This is a genomic window from Streptomyces sp. NBC_01474, assembly GCF_035918215.1.
GTDB lineage: Bacteria > Actinomycetota > Actinomycetes > Streptomycetales > Streptomycetaceae > Streptomyces > Streptomyces aureus.
In genome coordinates, this window is record NZ_CP109449.1 from 8,476,585 (window position 1) to 8,495,340 (window position 18,756).

An 18,756-nucleotide genomic window follows, 5' to 3' on the forward strand; every position below is an offset into this window, starting at 1 on the left:
TCACGGCCGTGTCGATCCAGTAGATTGATCATGGAGATTTTGTGTCATGTCCGCGACCAATCTGCCACCTCCCGGAACCGGTTGGTTCTGAAGGAGGGAATGAAATACGGAAGGCGGCCGTCCACGTCTCGTTCTCGGTGAACGCGCGCGTGATCGACTACGTCTACAAGAACAACTCGGTGCACGCCTACTGGGACTGCACCAACGGATCCGGCAACCCGTGGGTGTGCATCGGCAGTTGCAAGGTGACCGAGGACGAGATCTCCGGTAGGTGGGTCTACCGGAACTACCTGCGCTGATCGGACCATGCCGCTCCACAGCGTCCGGCCTGCCCTTCATCGGGTAGGCCGGACGCTGCCTTTGTGCGGCTCAGTGCGTGCTGGGGTCGCCCTGGAGCCGTACGGTGCTGAGGATCTTCTGCACCGTGGCGTCGGGGACCTCGTCCTTCACGCCCTTGGCGCCGTAGAACGTCCAGGAGACGAAGTCGCCCTGGGAGTTCTTGAAGGCGAACACGGTGGCCTTGCCGTCCGTGTCGCACTTGCCGGTCTTCGGCACACCGGACGAGAAGGTGGTCGCCACGCTGCCCTTGACGCCGGAAGCGGTCGTGAAGTCCTTCGGCTTACCGATCTTCAGGAGCTTCTTCGACGCGTTCTTCTGGTCGGTGTAGCCGCCGAACACCCACCACGCCGAGTCGTTGCGCGCGACGTCCTGGGTGTTCTTGGCGCCGTTCTGCCCCTTGGTGCCCGCCGCGGCGAGGGCGCTGTCGTCCTCGTTGCCGTCCTTGTCGTCGTCGGACGTGCACCACTTCTCCTTGAGGAACGCGGGTGCGGACATCGTGATGAGGGGCTTGGCGCCGTCGTCCTTCGCGTCGTCGAAGCCGGTGATCACGCCGTCCGACTTGACGGCCCAGTCGGCCGGCACGTCGAACGCGGTCCCGTACTTGGGGTTCACGACGACCTGCCAGCCCGCGACGGTGGCCTTCGGCGCGTTCGCCGGGTCGCGCGGGTTGACGTCGTCGCTCGCGTCGGGACTCGGGTCCTTGGAGGCGGACTTCGTGGGGGACGTGGACGGCTTGGGGTCCGCCTTGTCCTCCTTGTCGCCCCCGAGAACAAGGAAACCGGTCACGCCGGCGGCGACCACGACGGCCGCGGCCGCGACGATCGCGGTGATCTTCGTCTTGTTGCCGCCGCCGTTGCCGCTCGGCGGCTGGGGCGCGCCGAGCGGGACGGTGGGAGCGCCCCACTGCCCCGGAGGCTGCTGCCCGGGCTGCTGCTGGTACGGATTGGGCTGCTGCTGGTAGCCCGGCTGCTGATAGGGGTTGGGCTGCTGCTGGTACCCCGGCTGCTGGTACGGATTCTGGTCCTGCGGGTTCTGCTCGCCCCCGGGCGGCTGCTGTCCTGGCCACATGGCGCACAACAATACGAGGCCTCGGCAGTCGCCGGCACCGTCGCCCTGTACCGGACGTGCAACGGTTCGCCGGCGGCCGCGTGTGCGCGCCGTGTCTCAGGAGTCGCTGACGTCCACGAGCCGCACGGTGCTGACGATCTTCCTGACCGTCGCGTCGGGTACCTCGCCCTTGACGCCCGTGGGCCCGAAGAACGACCAGGACGCGAAGTCGCCGTCGGCGTCCTTGAAGGCGAACACGGCGGCCTTGCCGTCGGAGGAGCACTTGCCGTGCTTCTTCTGCTCGACGCCCGTCGAAGAGGCGGTCACCAGGCTGCCGTTGAGGCCGGACGCGGTGGTGTACGACTCCGCCGGCTTCGTGGTGATGCTCTTCTTGTCGGGCTGCGAGTACGCGCCGTAGACCCACATCGTGGCGTCCTTGGTGGCGGCGTCCTCGGTGCTCTTGGCGCCGTTGTTGCCCCGCGACCCGGTCGCGCCGAGCGAGGACTCCTCCTCGTTGCCGTCCTTGTCGTCGTCGGAGACGCACCACTTCTCTTCGAGGAACGCCGGGTTGCTCATGGCGATGAGCGGCTTCTCGCGCGGGTCGCCTTCTTTGGAGACCCAGTTGACCCAGCCGTTCGACTTCACCAGCCAGGTGGAGGGAACGTCGAACGCCATGCCGTGATCGGTGTTCACCACGGTCTTCCAGCCGTGCACGGTGGGCTCGACGCCGCCGCCCGCGCGCGGGTTGCCGGTCGCGCTCGGCGCGGGCGCCGAGGACTTCGTTGGGCCGGGACCGGCGTTGTCGTCCTTCTTGTCCTTGCCGCCGCCGAGGACGAGGACCCCGGTGACCACGGACGCGACGACGACCGCGGCGGCGGCCACCACGGCGACGAGAGCCGTCCGTCTGCGCTTCGGAGGTTCGGGTGACGCCTGGGGTGAACCGGCGGGAATCGTGGGCGCGTTCCAGACCTGATGTCCGGACGGCTGCGGATACGGGTTCGACTGCTGGTACGGATTCGGTTGGCGGCCCTGCGGGTTCTGCTCGCCCCCGGGACCCTGCTCTCCTGGCCACATGGCGAGCAACGATAGGGCCACCGCCGGACCGAGGATGGCCAAGGTCGCTACTCGTGGGTAACATCACGCACCATGAGCGCAGAACAGATGTCGATCGGCGAGATGCTCGCCGCCACCGTGCCGATGGCCCGGACCCTGAACATCGAATTCCTCGAGACCACCCCGGAGAAGGCCGTCGTGGCCCTGCCGGACCAGAGCGAGTACCACAACCACGTCGGCGGACCGCACGCCGGAGCGATGTTCACCCTCGGCGAGTCCGCGAGCGGCGCGATCGTCCTCGCCGCCTTCGGGGACCAGCTCTCGCGGGCGGTGCCGCTCGCCGTGCGCGCAGACATCGCGTACAAGAAGCTCGCCATGGGCCCCGTCACGGCGACGGCCACGCTCGGCCGCCCGGCCGCCGACGTGGTCGCCGAGCTCGACGCGGGGGAGCGCCCCGAGTTCCCGGTGACCGTCGCGATCCAGCGCGCCGACGGTGCGGTGACCGGGGAAATGACCGTTGTCTGGACGCTGCGCCCCAACAGCTGAGCCGGACGTCTCCGTTTTCCTTGAACAGGTAGGCTGGCCGGCATGCGCACCCGGGGGAGCGTGCGCCGGGCACCCGCCCACGGTCACGGGAGGAATCGGCGTTGCACGTCCAGGAATGGCTCGACACGGTACCGGCGGTCGCCATCTATGCCCTGGTGGCCGGGGTCATCGGGCTCGAAAGCCTGGGCATCCCGCTGCCCGGGGAGATCGTCCTGGTCTCGGCGGCGCTGCTGTCGTCGCAGCAGGGTGACGTCAACCCGATCATCCTCGGCGCCTGCGCCAGCGCGGGAGCCGTGGTCGGCGACTCCATCGGATACGCCATCGGCCGCAAGGGCGGACGCCCCCTGCTGGCCTGGCTCGGCAACAAGTTCCCGCGCCACTTCGGCGAGGCCCATGTCGCGACCGCCGAGCGCTCCTTCGAGAAGTGGGGCATGTGGGCGGTCTTCTTCGGCCGCTTCGTCGCCCTGCTGCGCATCTTCGCGGGCCCGCTCGCGGGCGTGCTGCACATGCCGTACTGGAAGTTCCTCATCGCGAACTTCCTCGGCGGGGTCATCTGGGCCGGCGGCACGACCGCCGTCGTCTACTACATCGGCGTGGTCGCCGAGGACTGGCTCAAGCGGTTCTCGTACTACGGGCTCGCCGCGGCCGTGCTGATCGGCCTGGCCTCCATGCTGATCGTCAGGCGCAAGGCGAAGAAGGCGGCGGCCGAGGCGCAGCCGGTCCCGGCCGCCGAGTGACACCTGGCGCCTGACGCCTGACGATTGTCGTCAGCTGTCAGCTGTCAGCTGTCAGCCGTCCGCGTGCGCCGCGCGGTGTGCCTTCGCCAGTTCCACGTAGAGCGTGCCGTTCAGCGTGATGCCCGCACGCTCTTCGTCGGTCAGTGGCCGCTTCACCTTGGCGGGCACCCCGGCGACGAGTGAGCCCGGCGGGACCTGCATCCCCTGCGGGACGAGCGCCTGGGCGGCGACCAGGGATCCGGCGCCGATCACCGCGCCGTTGAGGACCGTGGCGCCCATGCCCACGAGGCAGTCGTCCTCGACGGTGCAGCCGTGCAGGACCGCGTTGTGTCCCACGGAGACCCGCTCGCCGACCGTCACCGGGAAACCGGGGTCGACGTGCACGGTGCAGTTGTCCTGGATGTTGCTGTCGGCGCCGAGCACGATCGGGCCGCAGTCCGCGCGCAGCACCGCGCCGTACCAGACACTCGCCCCGGAGTGCAGGGTGACCTCGCCGATCACGACCGAGGTCGGCGCGGCGAACGCCTCCTGGTCGAGGTCCGGGTCCTTGCCGCCGATCCCGGTGATGAGTGCCTGCTGGCCCATCGATCTGTCTCCTCTTCCGTCTTCCGCGCCGACTGTGTCGCGCCAGAGCGAACCGTACGGGACGGCCCCCAGCGCGTGCCGCGTGGGGCGAAGATCACAGGCCACGGCTCCACGCGGTGGCGTACGGCTGAGTAACGTGAGGCTGTGCCGAAGACCTGGAACGCGTTCTCATCCCGCGCCTTCACCGGACGCCTGGCCCATCGCGCGGTGCAGGCGGGCTGGCGCCTCGCGCAGCGCGCGGGCGCGGTGACCGCCGAGCATCCCGGCCGCTACCGCTTCGGGTCCCTGGGCCACGGCACCAAGCTGGCCTTCCCGCAGGGCACGGTCTTCGGTGAGCCCTGGATCCACCTCGGCGCGCACTGCATCGTCGCCGAACAGGTCACTCTGACCGCGGGCCTGATGCCCGACCTCGACCTCGGCACGGAACCGATCCTGCGCATCGGCGACGGCGTCGTCCTCGGCCGCGGCAGCCATGTCATCGCCGACACGACGGTGACGATCGGCAGCGACTGCTACTTCGGCCCGTACGTCTACGTGACGTCGACCAACCACTCGTACGACGATCCGCACCAGCCCATCGGCAAGCAGTGGCCGCGCATGGAGCCGGTGGAGATCGGGCCCGGCTGCTGGATCGGGACCGGCGCGGTGATCCTGCCGGGCGCGCGGATCGGCCGGAACGTCGTGGTGGCCGCCGGTGCCGTCGTGCGCGGCGAGGTGCCGGACCACTCGGTCGTGGCCGGTGCGCCCGCCCGGGTCGTACGGAGCTGGGACGAGGAGAACGGGTGGCAGCCGCCGCTGCGCACACCCGCCCCCGCCCCGATCCCCGAAGGTGTCACCCCCGAGCAGCTCCTCGCTCTCGCCGGCCTGGAAGAACTCGAAGACGGCGTCCAGCCGGGCGCGAGCGCCTAGGGCCTGTCCGGGCAGGCCCTAACCCGTCGCCAGCAGTACCGTGCCCACCAGTGCGAGGCCCGCCCCCGCGGCCTGTACCCCGCGCAGCCGCTCGCCGAGGAAGCCGCGCGCGGCCAGCGCCGTCACGACGGGGTAGAGCGAGGCGAGCACGGCGGCCACGGTGACCGGGCCCTGCTGCGCCGCCATCGCGTACGTGCCGTTGGCCGCCACGTCGGCGAGGCCCACGAACGCGAGCGCGGGGAGCGCCGACCGGACGACCTGCGTCCCGCCGTCCACGGGAAGCGCCCGGCCGCCGCGCCGCACGGACACGTACAGGGCCGTGCCGCCCGCCGTCACATTGGTCACCCGCTGCACGAAGAGCGCCAGGAAGAGCCCGGTCACGGTGGTCGAGGCCTCCGCGATCAGGGCCATCACCGCGCCGAAGCCCAACGCGGCGAGCAGCGTGAGCAGGACGGCCTGACGCTGCACGGGCCCGCCTCCGAACTGCGGACCGCCGGCCAGGATCACCCCTGCGACGGCCACGCCGATGCCCGCGAACTGGAGCAGCCCCGGACGCTCCCCGAGCACCAGGCCGACGGCTACGGGAACGGTGACGCCGAGCGAGCCGAGGGGCGAGACGACGCCCATCGGGCCGAGGGCGAGCGCCTTGTAGAAGGCGAGCATGGCGACCGGGCCGACGAGACCGGCCGCGACCGCGAACCACAGCTGCGGTCCCGCCTCGCTCCAGGCGCCGGTCGCGGCCACGATCGCGCCGAGCACCGCGACGGCGATGCTCTGCGAGACCACGACGACCGTGAGCGCGGGAGTTCGTCGGGTGAGCAGCCCTCCGCCGAAGTCGGCCAGGCCCCACATGAGGCTGGTGGCCAGGGCGAAGAGTGCTGTCATGGTCTGCCTCGCAGTACAGTGTGGTGAACATCGGTGAATGCTTTGTTGCACCACACGTTAGTTCAATGAATTGAACGCTGTCATCCAGAATATTGGACGGAATGTGTCGGACCTCGACCTGCTGACCCAGTCCCTCGGCCGCAACGTCAAGCGCTGGCGCACCGAGCGCGGCTTCACCCTCGACGGTCTCGCGACGCGCGCCGGAGTCAGCCGCGGCATGCTCATCCAGATCGAGCAGGCCCGCACCAACCCCAGCATCGGCACCGTGGTCAAGATCGGTGACGCGCTCGGCATCAGCATCACCACCCTGCTCGACTACGAACAGGGCCCGAAGGTCCGCATCGTCCCGCCCGAGCAGGCCGTACGGCTGTGGAGCACGGACGCCGGCAGCTACAACCGGCTGCTCGCCGGGACCGAGGCCCCCGGCCCCCTGGAGATGTGGGACTGGCACCTGGAGCCCGGCGACGGCAGTGGCTCCGACCCGCACCCCGCGGGCACGGTGGAGCTGCTCCATGTGACGGCCGGCGAGCTGACCCTCGTCGTGGACGGCGCCGAGTACCGCGTGCCCGCCGGATCCAGCGTCTCGTTCGAGGCCGACGCCTCGCACACCTACCGCAACGACGGCACCGAGACGATGGAGATGACCATGGCCGTGTCGGTGCCGCCCGTACGCTGAGACGCCCGACTCGGCCGCCGCGGACGGCTGTTAGCGTGCCGACATGCGCGCACCCATCGGAAACTTCGACCACGTCCGCCCCGCTCCCGAGGCGCTCGACCTGCTGACGGGCCCGGTGGCCGACGCCGTACGCACCTGGCACGGCACGGTCCCGGCCGAGCAGCTGATCCATGTCGACACCGAGCCCGCCTGGGCGGACACGGCCACGTTCGTCGAGCACTACGGCCCGGAGCTGCTCAAGGACTCTGCGAACTGCGTCGTCGTCGCGGGCAAGCGCGGCGGCGAGACGACCCGCGCCGCCTGCCTGGTCCTCTCCGGCACCCGGGTCGACGTCAATGGAGTCGTGCGCCGTCAACTGGGCGCCCGCAAGGCGTCGTTCGCCCCGATGGAGACGGCCACCGGCGCCACCGGCATGGAGTACGGCGGCATCACCCCGATCGGGCTGCCCGCCGACTGGCCGCTCCTCGTGGACGCGGCGGTCGTCGACCGGCCGCACGTCCTGATCGGCAGCGGAACGCGCCGCGGCAAGCTCATCGTGCCGGGCAAGGCGTTCCTCGACCTGCCCGGCGCGGTGGTCCTCGAAGGGCTCGGCGTGAACTGACCCCGCCCGGGCCGAACGAACCCGGAGGCCGCCGCGTCTGAGGAGCGGCTCCGCGCAGTGGCGCGGGGCGGGGGCGGAGAAACGGGTGGGGCGAAGTATGAGAATTCGGATGGCAGCCGTGCTGGCGATGGTGTCGGGGTCGCTGGTGTCCGTTGCGGCCTGCGGCGCGGAAGTCCCCGAGGGCCTGGTGGTGACCGGTTCCTCGCCGGCCGCCCCCTACCGCGGGCCTCTCCGGGCGAAGGCGCCCGACATCGACGGTGACGAGGACGACATCCAGGTCGGGGGTGCCTCCGTCCTCGCCCTCGAATGCGCGGGCAAGCCGTACCGGGGCGGCGGCGGGGACGACGGCTGGGGCGCGTCGGACGGCGCGGACTCTCCGGACGAGGCCCTGAACGCGCTCGTGGCCGACGAGTTCGCCCGGTCCCTGCCGCACCGCGGCTATCGCGTCGAGCGTGAGGCGGGCCGCCGCGTCCTGTACTCGTACGACGTCGGCGGCCGTACCCGCGTGGCCGTGATCGTCGCCAAGGACCTGCCGCGCAGGCCGGGTTGGGGTCTGGAGACGTACGCCCAGTGCGATCCGTCCGAGTTCGCCCGCAGGGACCGCGCCCACCTCGACATCCGGGTGTGGGAGGACCGGGAGGGGCGTCCGGTGCCCGCATCCGAGATCTTCAGCGCGGCCGGGCCCGAGCACTGCGACTGGCAGTCGGTGGAGTTCCTCCACCTCGGTGACCGCCAGTTCCTCCGGGACCCCGAACACGCGCTGCCCCGCGAACTCCTGCACTCCTCGTACGCGCCGAAGACCCGGCTGCCGGACGGGGCCACGGACACCGGGTACCGCGACGGGCGGCGCCAACTGTGGCTCTCCGCCGACAGGTCCGACGCCTATGTGCGGACCGGGGGTGGCGTGGAGCGGTGGCCGGGGGCGATCGAGCCGATCGGGTGCAAGTGAGGACGGTGGCGCTTAGGCTCCCTCTCGGGGCAAGCGCTTTCCACGGCCTGCCCCGCTCGCCCCCGCCCCGCTCCGCCCGGCCTTGCTGAGGAGCCCCGCATGCCCTCCGAAACCGACCTCCCGTCGACCTGCTTCGCACATCCGCTGCCCGGTGCCGTCGGCCTCTCCCATCTCAATGCCTACGAATGGGAGGCCGCCGACGGTGTGTGCGGCGGTACCCCGCATCTGCACCTGGTGTGCACGGAGGCCTACGTCGTCACCGGCGGACGCGGAGCCGTCCAGACACTCAGCCCCGGCGGCTACCGGGAAGTCCCCCTGGAAGCGGGCTCGGTGGCGTGGTTCACGCCGGGCACCGTGCACCGGATGGTGCAACGCGGCGGCTTGCGCATCACCGTCCTCATGCAGAACAGCGGTCTGCCCGAGGCCGGGGACGCCGTCTTCACCTTCCCGCCCGACGTGCTCGCCGATCCCGAGCGCTACGCCGCCGCCGCGACACTCCCGGCGCGGACGGGACCCCTGGCGGAGGTGGCCGCACGGCAGCGGCGCGACCTCGCCGTCGAGGGCTATCTGCCGCTGCGCGAGGCGCTGTTGGCCGGGGACGACGCGCCGTACCTGGAATTCCAGCGGGCCGCGGCGCGCCTCGTCCGGGACAAGGTGCCCGCCTGGCGCGAGCTGTGGAAGGCCGGCGCGCTGGCCACTGCCGAGCGCACCGGCGCCCAGCTCGCGGCCCTCGAATCCGGCGACCCCTCCTACCTCACGGGATCGGCCTCGTACGACACGGGTCCCACCCGGCGCGGCGGCTACGGCATGTGCGGCCGCCGCGACGAGTACGAGCTGCCCGGGATGACGCTGCCGCAGCGCGACGGGTAACTTTCCCTTCGCGTGCGGCAGTTGTCGGGGTGAAGCGACTCAGCCCAGGCGGGGGATCTCGATCGCCGGGCACTTGTCCATGACCATCGCAAGCCCCGCGTCGCGCGTGCGCTCGTACGCCGCCTCGTCGATCACGCCGAGCTGGAACCAGACCGCCTCCGCGCCGATCGACCGGGCCTCCTCGGCGACCTGGCCCGCGAGGTGGGAGTTGACGAAGGCGTCGACCACGTCGATCTTGAACGGGATCTCTTCGAGGGACGCGTAGCCCTGCTCGCCGTGGACCGTCTCGGCCTTCGGGTGGACCGGGACGACGCGCTTGCCGAAGCGCTGGAGGACCTCGGCGACGCCGTACGCGGCGCGCGCCCTGTTCGAGGAGAGGCCCACGACCGCCCACGTGTCACCGAGCTCCGTGAGGATCCTGCGGACCGTCTCCTGATCGCCGTACATGCGCTGCCTCCTGGGGGTCGACGGGTGTTCACCGTGGTCAACAGGGCGGTGCCGTGCGGGATTCCCCCAGGCCGGGGTCAGAGGAACGTGGCGTCGTGCAGGATGCGGATCATGGTCACCGCCGAGTTCGCCGACGACATCGCCGACACCGCCGTGCCCACGGCCGCCGCCCACGCCGCGAGGCCGATCCCCGTGCCGGCCGGTGGCCAGCTGTGTGCCGTCGGGGCCGGGCGCAGGAGGGCCGCGACCCGGCGTGGGACCGGGCCCGGCGCCGCGAGGCCCGCCAGCGTGGGGGCCGGCGCGGCGCGCGAGACGAGGGCGGCCTTGCCGATCGCACGGGCCACGACGCGGCGGTCGTGCACGGAGCGGGCCGCTTCCTCGTCGGCCCACCGCTCCGTCGAGTACGCCACCGCCGTGCGTAGCGGCAGCAGGAACGGATTGGCCCGCGCCGCCAACTGCGCCACCAGCAGATGACGATGGTGCCGGGCCGCCAGATGGGCCCGCTCGTGCGCGAACAGCGCCCTGCGCTCCGGCCCGGTGAGCACGCCCAGGAGCCCGGTCGTGACCACCACCCGGTCACGGTCGCCACCGGGCAGGGCATACGCGTACGGCACCGTGTCCGGCACGACCGCGACGCCCCGGTCGTGCCCGGCGAGCGCCCGCCGGGCCCTGCGCCGCACCAAGTGGTGCCGGACGACGACCCGCGTACAGACCACGAGCACGACGGCGAGGGCGGGGATCGCGGCCCTGCCCGCCACCCCGTCGTACGGCACGGCCGCCCGCACCTCGGGGTCCGACCAGCCGTCGGGAAGGGGGTTTCCGGGCAGTTGGGCCGTGCCGACGACCATGAGCAGCGCCAGGCACAGCGTGCTGCACAGGGCCATCACTCCCGCGACGGCCGTCAGGAGACGGGTCGCGGTGCGCGGGTGGAGATGCTGCTCGGCCAGGCGCGCCACGGGCCACGCCGTCAGCGGCAGCACCAGCGGCAGGAAGACGAAGACCCCCATCGCCCGGCTCAGCCCTCGCCGGGGCCGGGGGCTTCGTCCGGCCGTTCCGCCTGTTCGAGGAGGTCCCGGAGCAGTTGTTCGTCGCCCGGAGGAAGCGCGGTGACGAAGCGTGCGAGGACCGCCTCGCGGTTCGTCTCGCCGTCGAGCACCTTGCGCATCCGCAGCGCTGCGAGCCCCGCCCCGTCGGCAGCCGGCGTCCACAGGAAGGAGCGGCCCTCGCGTGCGCGGGTCACCGCGCTCTTCGCGAGGAGTCGCGTCAGGATCGTCACCACGGTCGTGTAGGCGAGGTCGCCGCCGACCCGTTCCTGGACCCAGGCCGCCGTCACCGGACCCGGCGCCTCGCACAGTGCCGAGAGGACCTGGGCCTCCAGCTCGCCCTGCCCCCGGCGCCGCGGCCGCCGGCCGTCGTGTCCGTCCCGCGTCATGTTCCGTCGCCCTCCGCCCCGGCCGTCACCCACACGTGGGCGCCACATCCTATTCCGCAGGGATGCGGGCGCAGGTCAGCCCACGTGGACGCGGGGCCGCCGGGCGGGGTCGGGCTCGGCGCGGCGCAGCACCTCGCGGGTGACCGGCGCGACCTCGCCGTCGCCGAACACCAGGAAGCGCAGCAGATGGCTGACGGGATGGCCCTCGGTCCAGTTGAAGTACGCGTGCGGCACCTCGCCCGTGCGGGCCCGCAGGCTCATCAGGACGGCCGCGATGGTGTTCGGCACGCCCGCGCCCTGGACGCGCAGCCGGCGTACGCCGTGCCTCTCGTCGCCGTGGACCTCGACCGGCGCGGTGAAGTCCGACGAGTCGTGGACGAAGACCTCAAGGAACAGGACGGGCCGCCCGTCCGGGATGTGGGTCTGCTCGCGCTGGCTGTACTCCTTGGCGCGGTACTCGGCCTTGGAGTGCTCGTCGGGCTCGTTCGCGATGATCCGCAGCGGGCCGTGGCCCGCGGCCTCGTCGACGATCCGCGTCGCCGTCTCGTCGAACGTCACCTCGCCCGCCCGCAGTTCGAAGGCCCGGTGCACGCGCGACGCGAACGAGGTGAGGAGGATCCCGACGATGAAGAGGAGGGCGATCTTGATTCCGTCGGGCCGCTCGATGACGTTCGTGACGAGCGTGTACCCGAACACGGCGGTGATCGCCCCGAAGCCGACGGTCGCGGCCTTGCGCCCGCGCGAGCGCACCGCGACCGTCGAGGCGAACGACGCCGACAGCATCAGGACCAGGACACCGGTGGCGTACGCGCCGCTCTGGTCATCGACGTTCGCGTTGAACCAGAGCGTGATGAAGACGGCGATCGCCATGAACATGAGCACCAGCGGACGCACGGCGCGCGTCCACTCCGGGGCCATGCCGTAACGCGGCAGGTAGCGCGGCACGAGGTTGAGGAGCCCCGCGAGCGCAGAGGCTCCGGCGAACCACAGGATGGCGATGGTCGAGACGTCGTACACCGTGCCGAAACCCTCGCCCAGGTACTGGTGCGCGAGGAACGCGAGGGCGCGGCCGTTGGCCGGGCCGCCGCTCTCGAACGCGGACTGGGGGATGAGGATCGTCGTCGCGAGGCTGGAGAGCAGCAGGAAACCGCTCATGATCAGCGCGGCCGTGGTGAGCAGCTTGCGGGTGTCACGCACCCGCCCCTTGGGATGCGCGTACGTGTCGGTGGCGTCGCCGCGGACCTGGGGCATCACGGCGACGCCCGTCTCGAAGCCGGACATGCCGAGCGCCAGCTTCGGGAAGACGAGGAGCGCCACGCCGATCATCGCGACGGGCGAGGAGTGCGCGGCGGTCATGGCGTCCCACCAGTTGCCGATCTTCACCGGCTCGGTCAGGACGTGCCAGGCGGCGGTCATGAGGACGACCACGTTCAGCATGAGATAGAGGGCGACGAGCACGACCGCCACCCGTATCGCCTCACGGAACCCCTTGAGGAAGACCGCGCCGAGGCCCGCCACCAGGAACAACGTGATCCAGGTGTTCGCGCCGTCGAGCGACGCGGGCGCGAAGGGGTTCTCGACGACGTGCGCCGCGGCGTCGGCCGCCGACAGCGTGATCGTGATCATGAAGTCGGTGGCGGCGAACCCGAGCAGCACAAGGACGAACAGCTTCCCCGCCCACCACGGAAGGAGCCGCTCCAGCATCGCGATGGAACCCTCGCCGTGCGGGGACTCCTTGGCGACGCGGCGGTAGACCGGCAGCGCGCCGCCGAGCGTGAGTGCGATCAGGACGAGGGTGGCCAGCGGGGACAGGAGTCCCGCGGCGAGTGCGGCGATGCCCGGCTGGTAGCCGAGGGTCGAGAAGTAGTCCACGCCCGTCAGGCACATCACCCGCCACCACGTGTGGCCCTTGTGCTCGGCCGGCGGCGTGCCGTGCGGTCCCGGATGCCGGGCCGTCGTCTCGCTCAGACCTTCGAGGAGCCAGCCCCGCCATCGCGGGGACGTCGGCCGGACGGCCGTGCTTTCGGCGCGTGCGGCCTGCGTGCCGGTCATGGGCGAAACTGCTCTCTGTCGTGCCGGTACGGACCCGGGGGTGCATCCGCGCAGGAAGCCACGGGAACGGACGTTCCGCGAGCCCTGCGACGACGAGCGAGTATTCACCACCGCGTGACCGGGGCGACGGGCGGGGGCGAGCGAACGCCGGCACGCGGCATACGCTGGCCGGATGCAGGACGAGTACCGCACCGTGGCCCGTGAGGGCGTGCACGAGACCGAGATCAACCGCTCCCGGTTCCTGTGCGCGCTCGCGCCCGCGGCCACCGAGCGCGAGGCCCAGGACTTCGTGGCGCGCATCCGCAAGGAGCACCCCACCGCGTCCCACAACTGCTACGCGTACGTCATCGGCGCCGACGCCTCCGTGCAGAAGGCGAGCGACGACGGCGAGCCGGGCGGCACGGCCGGCGTCCCCATGCTCCAGATGCTCACGCGCCGCGAGATGCGGTACGTCGTCGCCGTCGTGACCCGCTACTACGGAGGCGTGAAGCTCGGCGCGGGTGGCCTCATCCGCGCCTACGGAGGAGCCGTCGGCGAGGCGCTCGACGCGCTGGGCACCCTCACCCGGCGCCGTTTCCGGCTCGCCACCGTCACCGTCGACCACCAGCGCGCCGGCAAGGTGCAGAACGATCTGCGGTCCACGGGACGTGAGGTGCGTGACGTCCATTACGGGGAGGCGGTCACGATCGAGATCGGTCTGCCGGACGCCGACGTGGACGCGTTCCGCGCGTGGCTGGCCGATGTCACCGCCGGTACCGCGGAGTTCGAGCTCGGGGGAGAGGCGTACGGGGACGCGTGACCGTCTCGGGGGGCGGGGCGGGTGCGCGGCGGAGCAGGTACCGATACGCCGGTAGCCGCCCGTGATGTCCGACCCGCCCGTTAGTCTCGGGGATCATGAGGCTGCTGCACACTTCCGACTGGCATCTCGGCCGGGCGTTTCACCGGGTGAACATGCTCGGCGCCCAGGCCGAGTTCATCGGTCACCTCGTCGCGACCGTCCGTGAGCAGGACGTCGACGCGGTGGTCGTGTCGGGCGACGTGTACGACCGCGCGGTGCCGCCCCTCGCCGCGGTCGAGCTGTTCGACGACGCCCTGCACCGCCTCGCAGACCAGGGCATCCCCACGGTGATGATCTCCGGGAACCACGACTCGGCGCGCCGCCTCGGCGTCGGCGCCGGGCTCATCGGCCGCGCCGGCATCCACCTGCGTACCGACCCCGGCGCGTGCGCGACCCCCGTGCTGATCCCGGACGCCACCGGTGACGTGGCCTTCTACGGGCTGCCCTATCTCGAACCGGCTCTGGTGAAGGACGAGTTCGGGGTGTCGAAGCCGGGCCACGAGGCCGTCCTGGCCGCAGCCATGGACCGGGTGCGGGCCGATCTCGCCGAGCGACCGGCAGGGACCCGGTCCGTCGTCCTCGCACACGCCTTCGTCACCGGCGGCGAGGCCAGCGACAGTGAGCGCGACATCACCGTCGGCGGAGTCGCCGCCGTCCCCTCCGGCGTCTTCGACGGCGTCGACTACGTGGCGCTCGGGCATCTGCACGGCAGCCAGGTCATCTCCGAGCGCGTGCGCTACTCCGGCTCGCCGCTCCCGTACTCCTTCTCCGAGGCCGACCACCGCAAGAGCATGTGGCTCGTCGACCTGGACGCGCACGGCTTCGCCGCCGTCGAGCGCGTCGACTGCCCGGTGCCCAGGCCGCTCGCCCGGATCCGCGGGGACCTCGCGGACCTGCTCGCGCGCCCGGACCTCACCGCGCACGAGGAGTCCTGGGTCGAGGCCACGCTCACCGACCCGGTCAGGCCCGACGACCCCATGGCCCGCCTCGCCGAGCGGTTCCCGCACACCCTCAGCCTCGCCTTCGACCCGCAGCGCGCCCCCGAGGACCCCGACGTCTCGTACGCGCAGCGCCTCAAGGGGCGCGACGACCATCAGATCGCGGAGGACTTCGTGACCCACGTGCGCGGCGCCGGACCTGACGAACGCGAGCGCGCCGTCCTGCGCGAGGCACTCGACGCCGTGCGCATCGACGACACCCGGCGCGAGGTCGCCCGATGAGGCTCCACCGGCTGCGGATCACCGCCTTCGGGCCCTTCGGGGCAAGCCAGGAAGTCGATTTCGACGACCTCTCCTCGGCGGGCCTCTTCCTGCTGCACGGCCCGACCGGCGCCGGCAAGACCTCCGTCCTCGACGCCGTCTGCTACGCCCTGTACGGCTCGGTCCCCGGCGCCCGGCAGGGCAGCGGCCAGGGCGCGTCCCTGCGCAGCGACCACGCCGCGCCCGGCACCCGCACCGAGGTCACCCTCGACCTCACCGTCGCGGGGCGCCGCCTGGAGCTGACCCGGCAGCCCCCGTGGGAGCGCCCCAAGAAGCGTGGCACCGGCACCACCATGGACAAGGCCCAGAGCTGGCTGCGCGAGTACGACGCCACGGCGGGCACCTGGAAGGACCTCAGCCGTTCCCACCAGGAGATCGGCGAGGAGATCAGCCAGCTCCTCGGGATGAGCAAGGAGCAGTTCTGCCAGGTCGTCCTGCTGCCGCAGGGGGACTTCGCACGGTTCCTGCGGGCCGACGCCGAGGCCCGCGGCAAGCTCCTCGGCCGGCTCTTCGACACACGGCGCTTCGCCGCCGCCGAGCAAAGACTCGCCGAGCAGCGTCGCGCCGCCGAGAGCGAAGTGCGCGCGGCGGACGCCGAGTTGCTCGCCGACGCACACCGCATGCAGCAGGCCGCGGGGAACATCGTCGAACTGCCCGCCACCGACGCCGCGCCCGGCGACCCCGGGCTCGCCGACTCCGTTCTCACGTGGGCCGCCGTAGCCCGCTCCACCGCCCGCGAGCGGCTCACCGTCGCGCACCTCGCGCTGACCGCCGCCGACGCGGCCCGCACCGAGGCGCAGCGCGACCTGGCCGGCGTGCAGGAGGTGCACCGGCTCCAGCGGCGGTTCGAGGAGGCGCGGGAGCGGGCCGCGCGGCTCGACGAGCGGGCAGACGAGCACCGGCGGGTCCAGGAGCGCATGGCGCGGGGCCGCAAGGCCGAGGCCGTCGCGCCCGCCCTCGCGCTGCGCGAGGCCGCGGAGAGCGAACACCGCAGGGCCACGAGCGAGGACGCACGCGCGCGTGCCGCGCTGCCCGAGTCGTTCACCGGCGCCGGCGCGGCGGGTCTCGCCGCCGCCGCGCGGAAGGCGGCCGAGGAGCTGGGCGGCCTGGAGTCCGCCCGGCGCGCCGAACTGCGCCTGACGGAACTCGCCGGGCAGCGCCGAGGACTCGACCGCGAGGAGCGCGCCGACGACGAGCTGCTCCAGGACGCGGCGAGCTGGCTCGCCGGCTGGGACAGCAGCCGGGCCGCGCTCCACGAAGCCGTCGAGTCCGCGCAGGAGGCCGCGACGCGCGCCGAGCACCTGGCGGGGCAACTGGAGCCCGCTCAACTGAAGTCGGAGGCCGCCCGGCGCCGTGACCGGCTCTCCGGCGAGGCCTCCGACGCCCAGACGCGCACCCTGCGCGCCCGCGAGGAGGCCGTGGCCGCCCATGAGCACTGGCTCGGTCTCAAGGAGCAGCGGCTGAACGGGATCGCGGCCGAGCTGGCCGCGCAGCTCGTCCCCGGCGAGAGCTGCGCGGTGTGCGGTTCCACTGAGCACCCCGACCCCATGCGCAAGACCGCGGAGCATGTCGGACGCGACGCCGAGGAGTCCGCCCTCGCCGCCTACCGCCGCGCGGACGACGCGCGCACCGAGCAGGAGAGCCGGCTCGCCGCGGTGCGTGAGTCCCTCGCCGCCGCGACGGCCACGGCCGGAGAGACATCCGCCCTGGAACTCGCCGGTGCGGCCGAGGAGTTGCGTGCCCGACACGCCGAGGCGCGCGGCCTCGCCTCCGGACTGCACGCCGCACGTGAGGCCCTCGGACAGGCCGAGGGCGAGCATGACCGCAGGCTCGCCGCACAGCAGGAAGCCGCACGTCGTGCCGTCGCCCGAGCCACCCTGCGCGAGAGCGTCGACCGCGAACAGAGCGTCCTGGAGAGCGAGTTGGTGCAGGCGCGCGGGTCGGAGGCCAGTGTCGGGGCGCGTGCCGCGCAGCTGGAGCGCCGCGCCGCGCAGCTCACGGCCGCCGCGGACGCCGCCCGCGGCGCCGACGAGTGCGCCAAGCGGCTCAAGGACGCCGACGCGCGACTCGCCGACGCGGCGTTCCGCGCCGGGTTCGACACGCCGGAAGCCGCGGACGCCGCCCTCCTGGACGACGCCCAGCACAGAGACCTTCAACACCGGCTCGACGCCCGCCAGTCCGAGGAGGCCTCGGTGCGTGCCGTCCTGGCCGAGGACGACACCGCGGCTGCGGCCCGGCAGTCGCCCGCCGATGTGCCCGAGGCGCAGCACACTGCCGAGGCGGCCGACCGGAGGGTGCGCGACGCGGCCTCCACGCGCGACGACGCGGACCGTCGCTGCACCGAGATCGACCGGCTCTCGGTCCGCTGCGCCACGGCCGTGCGACGGCTCGCGCCGCTGCGCGCCGCGTACGACCGAGTGGCGCGCATGGCGGGTCTGGCCGCCGGCACGTCCGCGGACAACGAGCGCAAGATGCGGCTGGAGTCCTATGTGCTCGCGGCCCGGCTCGAACAGGTCGCGGCCGCGGCGACCGCGCGCCTGGCCCGCATGTCGTCCGGCCGGTACACGCTGGTGCACTCCGACGGCCGTACGGGGCGCGGCCGTTCGGGCCTCGGCCTGCACGTCGTCGACGCGTGGACGGGGCGCGAGCGGGACACCGCGACACTCTCCGGCGGAGAGACGTTCTTCGCGTCGCTGGCCCTCGCCCTCGGCCTCGCGGACGTCGTCACGGACGAGGCGGGCGGTGTGCGCCTCGACACCCTTTTCATCGACGAGGGCTTCGGCAGTCTCGACGACCAGACCCTGGACGAGGTGCTCGACGTCCTGGACTCCCTGCGCGAGCGGGACCGCAGCGTCGGCATCGTCAGCCACGTCGCCGACCTCCGCCGGCGGGTGCACGCGCAGCTCGAGATCGTGAAGGGGCGGTCGGGGTCGGTCGTACGGCAGCGGACCTGAGCGCGGCCGTGGCTGCCCGGCGGCGGGTCAGTGGCCGAGCGGCCGCCGGGGGAGCGGGGACGAGTAGACCACGCTGGTCGTCACCGAGCCGAGCGCGCCGATCCTGCCGGAGACCTCCTCCAGGTGCTTCATCGACCGCGCCGCGACCTTGATGACGAAGCAGTCGTCGCCGGTGACGTGGTGCGCCTCCAGGATCTCCGGCGTCACCTCGACGAGGTCGTGGAACGGCTTGTAGTGCCCGTTCGGATAGCGCAGCCGTACGAACGCCAGGATGGGCAGGCCGATCCGCTCGGGGACGACCACCGCCGCGTACCCCGCGATCACCCCGGCCTCCTCGAGGCGCTTCACCCGCTCCGTGACGGCGCTCGCGGACATGGAGACGGCCCGCGCGAGCTCGGCGTAGCTCGCCCGGCCCTCGCGCTGCAGGACGTCGAGGATGCGCCAGTCGGTGGCATCGGGGGTGTACGGGGATTCACCGGTCATGTGGCAGGAATAGCAGGGACATCCCCGGCCTATCAAGAGGGATGCCGGGGATCGTCACTTCAGGAAGATCGCCACGGACCGTAGATTTCTGGTC

The 18,756-nt window shown here is 72.2% G+C and carries 20 protein-coding genes; 11 read left to right on the plus strand and 9 right to left on the minus strand.

The genetic code is table 11. The features are described 5' to 3' along the window. The first annotated feature begins 137 nt into the window (after positions 1 to 137). Positions 138 to 299 carry a hypothetical protein gene (locus OG758_RS38705; protein WP_326714126.1) on the plus strand — a complete coding sequence of 54 codons (162 nt, stop codon included), beginning with the start codon at positions 138 to 140 and terminating at the stop codon, positions 297 to 299. Between the two features lie 70 nt (positions 300 to 369). Here the strand turns inward: OG758_RS38705 and OG758_RS38710 are convergent, their stop codons facing one another. Both OG758_RS38710 and OG758_RS38715 read right to left on the minus strand, forming a co-directional pair. Further along, positions 370 to 1,407: a hypothetical protein gene (locus OG758_RS38710; RefSeq protein ID WP_326714127.1), complete on the minus strand. Its 1,038-nt coding sequence runs from the start codon at positions 1,405 to 1,407 to the stop codon at positions 370 to 372. Between the two features lie 96 nt (positions 1,408 to 1,503). After that, entirely contained in the window at positions 1,504 to 2,460 is a 957-nt protein-coding gene (locus OG758_RS38715) for a hypothetical protein (protein WP_326714128.1), read from the minus strand. Between the two features lie 72 nt (positions 2,461 to 2,532). Between OG758_RS38715 and OG758_RS38720 the strand changes: the two genes are divergently transcribed. Continuing rightward, the gene (locus tag OG758_RS38720) at positions 2,533 to 2,985 is read left to right on the plus strand and encodes a DUF4442 domain-containing protein (RefSeq protein ID WP_227293497.1); all 453 of its coding nucleotides are present in this window, start codon (positions 2,533 to 2,535) and stop codon (positions 2,983 to 2,985) included. A 101-nt stretch (positions 2,986 to 3,086) separates the two neighbouring features. Beyond that, positions 3,087 to 3,722 carry a DedA family protein gene (locus OG758_RS38725; RefSeq protein ID WP_326714129.1) on the plus strand — a complete coding sequence of 212 codons (636 nt, stop codon included), beginning with the start codon at positions 3,087 to 3,089 and terminating at the stop codon, positions 3,720 to 3,722. 51 nt (positions 3,723 to 3,773) lie between these two features. Here the strand turns inward: OG758_RS38725 and OG758_RS38730 are convergent, their stop codons facing one another. Beyond that, positions 3,774 to 4,307 carry a gamma carbonic anhydrase family protein gene (locus tag OG758_RS38730; RefSeq protein WP_326714130.1) on the minus strand — a complete coding sequence of 178 codons (534 nt, stop codon included), beginning with the start codon at positions 4,305 to 4,307 and terminating at the stop codon, positions 3,774 to 3,776. A 144-nt stretch (positions 4,308 to 4,451) separates the two neighbouring features. On the opposite strand from OG758_RS38730, the gene OG758_RS38735 reads away from it, so the two are divergent. Beyond that, positions 4,452 to 5,216, plus strand: a complete 765-nt coding sequence (locus OG758_RS38735) for an acyltransferase (protein WP_326714131.1) — start codon at positions 4,452 to 4,454, stop codon at positions 5,214 to 5,216. 18 nt (positions 5,217 to 5,234) lie between these two features. Here the strand turns inward: OG758_RS38735 and OG758_RS38740 are convergent, their stop codons facing one another. Next, positions 5,235 to 6,101, minus strand: a complete 867-nt coding sequence (locus OG758_RS38740) for an EamA family transporter (protein WP_326714132.1) — start codon at positions 6,099 to 6,101, stop codon at positions 5,235 to 5,237. 103 nt (positions 6,102 to 6,204) lie between these two features. Here OG758_RS38740 and OG758_RS38745 point away from each other — a divergent pair, with 103 nt between their 5' ends. From OG758_RS38745 to OG758_RS38760, 4 genes are all read left to right on the plus strand, one after another. Continuing rightward, positions 6,205 to 6,777 (plus strand): helix-turn-helix domain-containing protein, encoded by a 573-nt coding sequence (locus OG758_RS38745; RefSeq protein ID WP_326714133.1) that lies wholly within the window; start codon positions 6,205 to 6,207, stop codon positions 6,775 to 6,777. 43 nt (positions 6,778 to 6,820) lie between these two features. Next, positions 6,821 to 7,378, plus strand: coding sequence for a YbaK/EbsC family protein (locus OG758_RS38750; protein WP_326714134.1), 558 nt, complete (start codon positions 6,821 to 6,823; stop codon positions 7,376 to 7,378). Between the two features lie 109 nt (positions 7,379 to 7,487). Next, on the plus strand, positions 7,488 to 8,327 hold the full coding sequence (locus OG758_RS38755) for a hypothetical protein (protein WP_326714135.1): 840 nt from the start codon (positions 7,488 to 7,490) through the stop codon (positions 8,325 to 8,327). 99 nt (positions 8,328 to 8,426) lie between these two features. Continuing rightward, the gene (locus OG758_RS38760; protein WP_326714136.1) at positions 8,427 to 9,197 is read left to right on the plus strand and encodes a cupin; all 771 of its coding nucleotides are present in this window, start codon (positions 8,427 to 8,429) and stop codon (positions 9,195 to 9,197) included. Between the two features lie 39 nt (positions 9,198 to 9,236). Here the strand turns inward: OG758_RS38760 and OG758_RS38765 are convergent, their stop codons facing one another. The 4 genes from OG758_RS38765 to OG758_RS38780 form a co-directional block, all read right to left on the minus strand. Further along, entirely contained in the window at positions 9,237 to 9,644 is a 408-nt protein-coding gene (locus tag OG758_RS38765) for a CoA-binding protein (RefSeq protein ID WP_326714137.1), read from the minus strand. 77 nt (positions 9,645 to 9,721) lie between these two features. Then, entirely contained in the window at positions 9,722 to 10,651 is a 930-nt protein-coding gene (locus tag OG758_RS38770; protein ID WP_326714138.1) for a M56 family metallopeptidase, read from the minus strand. Positions 10,652 to 10,659: 8 nt separating this feature from the next. Further along, complete coding sequence (locus OG758_RS38775; RefSeq protein WP_266566889.1) at positions 10,660 to 11,076, minus strand: BlaI/MecI/CopY family transcriptional regulator; 417 nt, start codon at positions 11,074 to 11,076, stop codon at positions 10,660 to 10,662. Positions 11,077 to 11,151: 75 nt separating this feature from the next. Further along, on the minus strand, positions 11,152 to 13,128 hold the full coding sequence (locus OG758_RS38780) for an amino acid transporter (RefSeq protein WP_326714139.1): 1,977 nt from the start codon (positions 13,126 to 13,128) through the stop codon (positions 11,152 to 11,154). Positions 13,129 to 13,300: 172 nt separating this feature from the next. Between OG758_RS38780 and OG758_RS38785 the strand changes: the two genes are divergently transcribed. From OG758_RS38785 to OG758_RS38795, 3 genes are all read left to right on the plus strand, one after another. Next, positions 13,301 to 13,927, plus strand: a complete 627-nt coding sequence (locus OG758_RS38785) for a YigZ family protein (protein WP_266566891.1) — start codon at positions 13,301 to 13,303, stop codon at positions 13,925 to 13,927. A 95-nt stretch (positions 13,928 to 14,022) separates the two neighbouring features. Next, positions 14,023 to 15,186: an exonuclease SbcCD subunit D gene (locus tag OG758_RS38790; protein ID WP_326714140.1), complete on the plus strand. Its 1,164-nt coding sequence runs from the start codon at positions 14,023 to 14,025 to the stop codon at positions 15,184 to 15,186. Further along, positions 15,183 to 18,179, plus strand: coding sequence for an SMC family ATPase (locus tag OG758_RS38795; protein WP_326714141.1), 2,997 nt, complete (start codon positions 15,183 to 15,185; stop codon positions 18,177 to 18,179). The genes OG758_RS38790 and OG758_RS38795 overlap by 4 nt, the downstream gene beginning before the upstream one ends. Before the next feature lie 27 nt (positions 18,180 to 18,206). On the opposite strand, the gene OG758_RS38800 is transcribed toward OG758_RS38795, so the two are convergent. Beyond that, positions 18,207 to 18,662, minus strand: coding sequence for an Lrp/AsnC family transcriptional regulator (locus OG758_RS38800; RefSeq protein ID WP_116500112.1), 456 nt, complete (start codon positions 18,660 to 18,662; stop codon positions 18,207 to 18,209). Positions 18,663 to 18,756: the final 94 nt, after the last annotated feature.

Excerpts from the sequence above, each read along its gene's own strand:
- OG758_RS38720 (WP_227293497.1), top strand. The coding sequence starts at position 2,533 with ATGAGCGCAGAACAGATGTCGATCGGCGAGATGCTCGCCGCCACCGTG.
- OG758_RS38795 (WP_326714141.1), top strand. The coding sequence starts at position 15,183 with ATGAGGCTCCACCGGCTGCGGATCACCGCCTTCGGGCCCTTCGGGGCA.
- OG758_RS38740 (WP_326714132.1), bottom strand. The coding sequence starts at position 6,101 with ATGACAGCACTCTTCGCCCTGGCCACCAGCCTCATGTGGGGCCTGGCC.
- OG758_RS38800 (WP_116500112.1), bottom strand. The coding sequence starts at position 18,662 with ATGACCGGTGAATCCCCGTACACCCCCGATGCCACCGACTGGCGCATC.
- OG758_RS38760 (WP_326714136.1), top strand. The coding sequence starts at position 8,427 with ATGCCCTCCGAAACCGACCTCCCGTCGACCTGCTTCGCACATCCGCTG.
- OG758_RS38715 (WP_326714128.1), bottom strand. The coding sequence starts at position 2,460 with ATGTGGCCAGGAGAGCAGGGTCCCGGGGGCGAGCAGAACCCGCAGGGC.
- OG758_RS38785 (WP_266566891.1), top strand. The coding sequence starts at position 13,301 with ATGCAGGACGAGTACCGCACCGTGGCCCGTGAGGGCGTGCACGAGACC.
- OG758_RS38770 (WP_326714138.1), bottom strand. The coding sequence starts at position 10,651 with ATGGGGGTCTTCGTCTTCCTGCCGCTGGTGCTGCCGCTGACGGCGTGG.
- OG758_RS38730 (WP_326714130.1), bottom strand. The coding sequence starts at position 4,307 with ATGGGCCAGCAGGCACTCATCACCGGGATCGGCGGCAAGGACCCGGAC.
- OG758_RS38765 (WP_326714137.1), bottom strand. The coding sequence starts at position 9,644 with ATGTACGGCGATCAGGAGACGGTCCGCAGGATCCTCACGGAGCTCGGT.
- OG758_RS38780 (WP_326714139.1), bottom strand. The coding sequence starts at position 13,128 with ATGACCGGCACGCAGGCCGCACGCGCCGAAAGCACGGCCGTCCGGCCG.
- OG758_RS38750 (WP_326714134.1), top strand. The coding sequence starts at position 6,821 with ATGCGCGCACCCATCGGAAACTTCGACCACGTCCGCCCCGCTCCCGAG.
- OG758_RS38775 (WP_266566889.1), bottom strand. The coding sequence starts at position 11,076 with ATGACGCGGGACGGACACGACGGCCGGCGGCCGCGGCGCCGGGGGCAG.
- OG758_RS38755 (WP_326714135.1), top strand. The coding sequence starts at position 7,488 with ATGGCAGCCGTGCTGGCGATGGTGTCGGGGTCGCTGGTGTCCGTTGCG.
- OG758_RS38790 (WP_326714140.1), top strand. The coding sequence starts at position 14,023 with ATGAGGCTGCTGCACACTTCCGACTGGCATCTCGGCCGGGCGTTTCAC.
- OG758_RS38710 (WP_326714127.1), bottom strand. The coding sequence starts at position 1,407 with ATGTGGCCAGGACAGCAGCCGCCCGGGGGCGAGCAGAACCCGCAGGAC.